Origin of the sequence: Anaerovibrio sp., from assembly GCF_051866355.1 — a bacterium.
Classification (GTDB): domain Bacteria; phylum Bacillota; class Negativicutes; order Selenomonadales; family Selenomonadaceae; genus Anaerovibrio.
Window position 1 is genome coordinate 1 of the sequence record NZ_JBJDWZ010000176.1, and the last position, 6,154, is coordinate 6,154.

Sequence of the window (6,154 nt, forward strand, 5' to 3'; positions counted from 1 at the left end):
GCCAATGGCATGCCGATTTTTTAATGTCTGTCCTTGCTTCCCAGCTTCTTGCGGCACTCCGGGCATCTGCCGAAGAAATACAGCTGCCGCCCGGTCAGCTCATAGCCGCTTTTGGCAGCGGCGGCCTCCAGCAAATCCTCATCATTCACATCAAATACATCATCCACCCTGTTGCAGACCACGCATCTTATGTGAGGATGGCTGACAGTTTCCGCATCGTAGCGATAGCTGTCCTCGCCCACATTCAGCACCTGCACCAGACCCAGCTCGGAAAATATATCCATGGTCTTGTAGACGGTCGCCAGGCTCATGGTAGGATAATCCGGCTGCAGCATATTGTAGAGCATTTCGGCGTTCGGATGAGTATATGTTCTGGACAGTGCCTCATATACAGCCAAACGCTGCGGGGTAACCTTAAAGCCATTTTCCCGAAGTATACGGGTTACACTCTGCATTTCTAACATAATAACTCCTCCACACCACATCGTGAATAACGCGAATAATTATTATCCACTTAGAAAAATTACTATTAAAATAATTTTACATTATACACTTATTTATGTCAATCTTCTTTTACTTATGTTATAATTACACAAAATCAAAACTTTAGGAGAATAAATATGCTGTTAGATAACATTAACCATACCATCGCCAAGGAGCTGCAGGTGCGCACTGCCCAGATTGATGCGGCTGTGCAGCTTCTGGATGACGGCAACACCGTCCCCTTCATCGCCCGCTACCGCAAGGAAGCCACCGGCGAGCTGGAGGACGAGCAGCTCCGCAGCATCGAGGAGCGCCTTGCCTACCTGAGAAACTTCGTGAAACGCCAGGAAGAGATTCTGAACAAAATCGCTGAGCAGGGCAAGCTGACAGACGAGCTTCGCTCCGCCATAGAAAAAACCTCCAGACTGCAGGAGCTGGAGGATATTTATTTGCCTTACAAGCAGAAAAAGCGCACCCGCGCGCAAAAGGCGCGGGAAAAGGGGCTGGAACCTCTGGCCTCCCTCATGCTGCTGCAGCAGAAATCCGCAGGCTCGCCGGAGGTGGAAGCCGCCGCCTATATCAATCCTGAGCTGGAAGTCAGCTCCCCGGAGGAAGCGCTTGCCGGTGCCATGGATATCATCGCGGAAATGATTGCGGAGAATGCCGGACTGCGCCAGAAGCTGCGGGAAAAAATTCAGCGGTCAGGCGTTATTGCCACCTCCCTGCCGGAAGAAAAAGAAAATACCGACGAGGGCAGGGTATTTCTCATGTACAAGGACTACAGCGAGCCTGTACGCACCCTGCCGTCCCACCGCATCCTGGCCATCAACAGGGGTGAGCGCCTTGACTGCCTGAAAGTGAGGCTGGAGGTGGACGAGGAGGAGATGCTCCGCCTGATTGAAAAGGAATACATCAGAGGAAGCTCCATTTTCCGCCCTCTGCTGAAGGAGGCCTGCGCGGACAGCTGGAAGCGCCTGCTGGAGCCATCCCTGGAAAGGGAACTGCGCTCCCAGCTGACAGAGGCCGCAGAAAAACAGGCCATCAGCATATTCGGCACCAACCTGAAACAGCTTCTGCTGCAGGCTCCGCTGGCAGGCTATACCGTCATGGGGCTGGACCCCGGCTACCGCACCGGCTGCAAGATGGCCATTATCGACGCCACAGGTCAGGTTATCGACCACGGCGTGCTCTATATAACCCATGGTGAAAAAGGTGCGTCAGAGGCTGCCAGAAAAGCTCTCGCCCTGATAAAAAAGCACAAGGTGACCCTGATTTCCATCGGCAATGGCACCGCCTCTCTGGAAACAGAGGAATTTGCGGCCAAGCTCATCAGGGACAACAGCCTGAATGTAAGCTACATCATCACCAACGAGGCCGGTGCTTCCGTGTACTCGGCTTCCCCGCTGGCCAAGGAAGAGCTGCCGGAGTATGACGTAACAATCCGCGGTGCGGTTTCCATTGCCCGCCGCGTGCAGGACCCGCTGGCCGAGCTGGTGAAGATTGACCCGAAGGCCATCGGCGTGGGCCAGTATCAGCACGATGTAAACCAGAAGCAGCTGGCGGATACCCTTGACCAGACGATTGAGGCTGCCGTAAATCACGTAGGCGTGGAGCTGAATACAGCCTCACAGGCCCTGTTAAAGCATGTTGCCGGCATCAATGCCTCGGTGGCAAAGAACATAGTAGCCTATCGCAATGCCAACGGCGCCTTCAAAAGCCGTCGGGAGCTATTAAAGGTTGCCCGTCTGGGCAATGCGGCCTTTACCCAGTGTGCAGGCTTCCTGCGCATCAACGGTGCCGCGTCTCCCCTGGACAATACCCCGGTACATCCGGAATCCTACGGGCTGGCAGAAAAAATTCTGGCCCGCTTCGGCATGCAGCCATCAGACTTGAACGACAAAACGCGGCTTGCCGCGCTGCAGTCCAAGCTGCGGCTTGTTGAGCCGGCCAGCCTGGCAGCTGAGCTGTCTGCCGGCGTGCCAACCGTCAAGGACATCATGGAAGCACTGGCCAAGCCTGGCCGTGACCCCCGCGAGGAACTGCCTGCGCCGCTGACGAGAAAGGCCATCGTCAAGCTCTCCGACATCAAGCCGGGTACCATTATGCGCGGCACTGTACGCAATATTACGGACTTCGGTGTCTTTGTTGATATCGGCATTAAGCAGGCAGGCCTGATTCACATATCCGAGCTGAGCCACAGACGCATCAAGCACCCTTTGGACGTGGTTTCCGTGGGTGACATACTCACCGTCGTGGTCATCAGCGTGGATGAGGCCAGAGGCCGCATCGGGCTCAGCCTGAAACAGGTGCCGGCGGAATCTGCCGTATGAAGAAACAGGCAGGATACCTGATTGAAATACACTGACTGAAAGGGGAAGATTATTTTGGCAACAAAGGGCGGGCAGCACAAAACAGTGAACGCGGAAAAAGCTGTCAAAACTCATAAAATTACTATTTCCATGGAGGAAGCCATGGAGAAGATACGCCAGCTGAGCCATGAACAGATTATACAGGCACTGTGCAGGAGCATCGAGCCTTCCAAAAAGAAGGATGCGGAGGCTTTCGGCAACGTAGTGGATAAATGGCTGCCGCAGGAACACGGCATAGGCAGCCTGAAGGATATTGCCATGCGCTATGTAGCGGTGGTCGGCATGCCGCTGAAAACCATCCGGACACCCTTTACCGCTATCTTCTGCGCAGACCACGGGGTAGCGGCAGAAAATGTCAGCGCCTATCCGCCTGAAACCACCCTGCACATGGCCACCAACTATGTCATTTCCAAAGGCGCGGCGGCAAATGCCTTTTCCAACTTCACCCGCTCCGGCATGACTGTAGTGGACATGGGCATCAACGGCGATACCAGCCAGCTGCCTATTGACAGTACCATGAAGATTGCCTGCGGCACGCAAAATTCTGCCCAGGGGCCTGCCATGACCAGAGAACAGGCGGCAGCATCCATCATGGCCGGCATAGCCGTCGCTGCCGAGGCGGCAAAGGGTGATTTCTCCATCCTGCTGCCGGGCGAAATGGGCATCGCCAACACTACCGCCAGTGCAGCTATCACAGCCGTTATGTGCGGCCTGCCTGCGGAAGAGGCCACCGGCAGGGGGACCAATATTTCTGACCAGCGCCTGCAGGCAAAAATCGCCACAGTCAAAAAAATACTGGATGTCAACCAGCCTGACGCTTCGGACCCCCTTGATGTGCTGGCCAAAGTGGGCGGCTTTGAGCTGGGTGCCATTGCGGGGCTCATCCTCGGCGGCGCCTGCAACAGCATGGTGACAATCCTCGACGGCTTTAATACCGGTGCTGCCGCCCTGATTGCCACCGCCCTCTGCCCGAATCTCAAGGACTACCTGATTGCGTCCCACATCGGCGGCGAGCAGGGGCACAGGCATGTGCTGAACAAGCTGGGGCTGGCACCTGTCATGAAGCTGGATTTGAAGCTGGGCGAGGCCATCGGTTCCTCCCTTGTTGCAGACCTGCTCATCAAGACCCTGATTGCCACTGCCAATCTGACGAAATCCGACGATGAAAAAATGGCATTCATGGACAAAATGAACTGGAACAGCATTCCTGTTGAATCTGTAACCCTTACGGATAAGACCTTTGACTATTATACCAATACCATGCCGGAGCTGGACAAGAAAGCCATGGAGGACTGCCAGACAAGGCTGGACAATCTGGCAAAGCCAATCTACAGCCTGGGCGTCGTGGAAAAGATAGCCACCCAGCTGAGCGGCATTCTTGGGGAAGAGCTGCCTCATACCGACACAGGACGGGCGTTGCTGCTGTTCGGCCTGGACAAAGTCAATCATCGGGAAGCCAAAAGCGGCGCGGAAAAACGCCTGCCGGATTCCATCAAAAAGCTGGTGAATGCCGGTGTTGAGCTCACGCCAAAAATGCTTTTCGACTGCCCTGATTACATGTCTAATCCGGCAGAATGGGAAGGCTACGATGAAAAGAATCAGGCCTATACCTTTGAACAGGCCGCCCTGATTAACGGCTTTGCCCAGATGTCCGGCACATCACTCCAAGCCTCCCACCTGTTTCTTGGGCATACCCAGATGGATGCCTTTGAATACGGCCGCCTGCAGGGGGAAAAGCTGGCGCTGAAAAACGGGATTCTCGGCATCGGCATGATTGATGGACGGCCTGAAAACATCGAGGCCATTGCCAAAGCCCTGATAGCGGAAGACGGCAGCCTGCGCTACGAAGCTACCAGCTTCCTGAACAACCTGACGGAAAACCAGCAGTTGCTGGCCTCCGCCGTACTTGGTGCCATGATTTCCGCCGCCCACAACCATACCATGATCGTGCTGGACAACGAAGCGACCGTTGCTGTTGCCCGCTACGCGGTCAATATGCTGCCGGAGCTGGAACCATTCCTGCTGCCGATACAGCCTAACCTGTACCAGATGAACATAAAGGCCTCCGGCATCACCGCCCTTGCAGGCATCAGCCTGGTGACTGCTTCCCTGCACATGCTGAACGATATGAAGACCTTCAGCGAAGCCCAGGTTGCCGTGGCCAATGACGGCCCCGGCAAAGGCAGGCAGGTAAACTGATAATTGGCGCAATTGGATTGCTGATTGGCAACCTGCAATCTGACAGCACATGAAAAGTGCAGGAGCTTGCCCTCTGCGGCAAGTCCTGCACTCTTTTAATGCTATATTCTGCTATAGTTCTTTACTGTCATGATATCCTTTGGCTGTGGTACAGCCCCATAGATACTCCTGATGACCTTATAAAGCTGCTCCTTGCGCTCTGCCTTTGTGTCAGGACTGCGCCATTCTTCATACATGGCATGGGTCGCCCTGTTGGCAGCCAATGTTTCCGGAGAATGAATCTGCATCTCGAAATGCACGCCCTGAGCGGTGGCAATATCAAGATGGATGGCCTTATAGCGTCCATTAGGATTCAGATACTTGTTATCCACCTTTTCCAGCACATAGCCCTTTGCCATAAGCAGGGCGATGGTTTTGTTGGTCATGTCCGCCATCTGGTTGTGGGGCACAATCTGGGTATAACGTATCAGGTCGCCTGTCTCCTGCACGTATTCCACGTCGCTTTTAGGCAGCCTTCCCTGCCTGATAGCAGTGTCCGTCTTGCGCTCTATTTTGCTCTTGATGCTGCTGGCAGTTTTAACTGAATATTCCAACCCCTCCATGGAAGACCCCAGTTCATCCGCTATCTCCAGCATATCCATAGTAATGGCCGGCTCGCTGGCTCTGGCAATATTGTATGCCATCTGTGCCTGCGGCTCACAGCCCGTCAGAATATAGTCATTGTCCGACATGCTGCCGGAAATCACAATCTGCCCGGAACTGTTTCTGTACGGGATACCGCCTAAGCGCATCTTATCCATGCTCGCAGAAAAGGCACTTTCTCCTAATGCCGCCGCATCAGCAGCTTCTGCAGCTATGCAATTATCAAGACTGCAATTCATAGTTGACCATGTAACAGCTGCAGCTATAAGAAGCATGCGCCCTTTACTCAGCCTGTTCAGCCGGGTTACCTTGGCAATCTTATGTAAGTCCATCTATATCCCCCCTTATATTCATCATTTTACCAATTACAGGTGAAAAGATTCTGTAAATTCAGGCATAACAGCCTGCAGGTAAAACCCTCCCGCCAATTTCTACGAAAAAGGCATAGCTTTATTACATAG

General features: G+C 53.9%; 4 protein-coding genes. 2 read left to right on the forward strand and 2 right to left on the reverse strand.

Features of this window, described 5'->3' with window-relative positions; translation table 11 throughout:
• Positions 1–20: 20 nt before the first annotated feature.
• Positions 21–464 (reverse strand): Fur family transcriptional regulator, encoded by a 444-nt coding sequence (locus ACI3UA_RS09270; RefSeq protein WP_439724535.1) that lies wholly within the window; start codon positions 462–464, stop codon positions 21–23.
• Positions 465–620: 156 nt separating this feature from the next.
• Here ACI3UA_RS09270 and ACI3UA_RS09275 point away from each other — a divergent pair, with 156 nt between their 5' ends.
• Both ACI3UA_RS09275 and ACI3UA_RS09280 read left to right on the forward strand, forming a co-directional pair.
• Positions 621–2,813 carry a Tex family protein gene (locus ACI3UA_RS09275; RefSeq protein ID WP_439724536.1) on the forward strand — a complete coding sequence of 731 codons (2,193 nt, stop codon included), beginning with the start codon at positions 621–623 and terminating at the stop codon, positions 2,811–2,813.
• A 54-nt stretch (positions 2,814–2,867) separates the two neighbouring features.
• A complete protein-coding gene (locus tag ACI3UA_RS09280) occupies positions 2,868–5,051 on the forward strand; it encodes a nicotinate-nucleotide--dimethylbenzimidazole phosphoribosyltransferase (protein WP_439724537.1) in 2,184 nt (727 codons plus the stop codon).
• Between the two features lie 101 nt (positions 5,052–5,152).
• Here the strand turns inward: ACI3UA_RS09280 and ACI3UA_RS09285 are convergent, their stop codons facing one another.
• Positions 5,153–6,025, reverse strand: a complete 873-nt coding sequence (locus ACI3UA_RS09285; RefSeq protein ID WP_439724538.1) for a hypothetical protein — start codon at positions 6,023–6,025, stop codon at positions 5,153–5,155.
• Between the last annotated feature and the right edge of the window lie 129 nt (positions 6,026–6,154).

Bases quoted from the DNA above. Each gene is read 5' to 3' on its own strand.
- ACI3UA_RS09285 (WP_439724538.1), bottom strand. From the start codon at position 6,025: ATGGACTTACATAAGATTGCCAAGGTAACCCGGCTGAACAGGCTGAGT.
- ACI3UA_RS09275 (WP_439724536.1), top strand. From the start codon at position 621: ATGCTGTTAGATAACATTAACCATACCATCGCCAAGGAGCTGCAGGTG.
- ACI3UA_RS09270 (WP_439724535.1), bottom strand. From the start codon at position 464: ATGTTAGAAATGCAGAGTGTAACCCGTATACTTCGGGAAAATGGCTTT.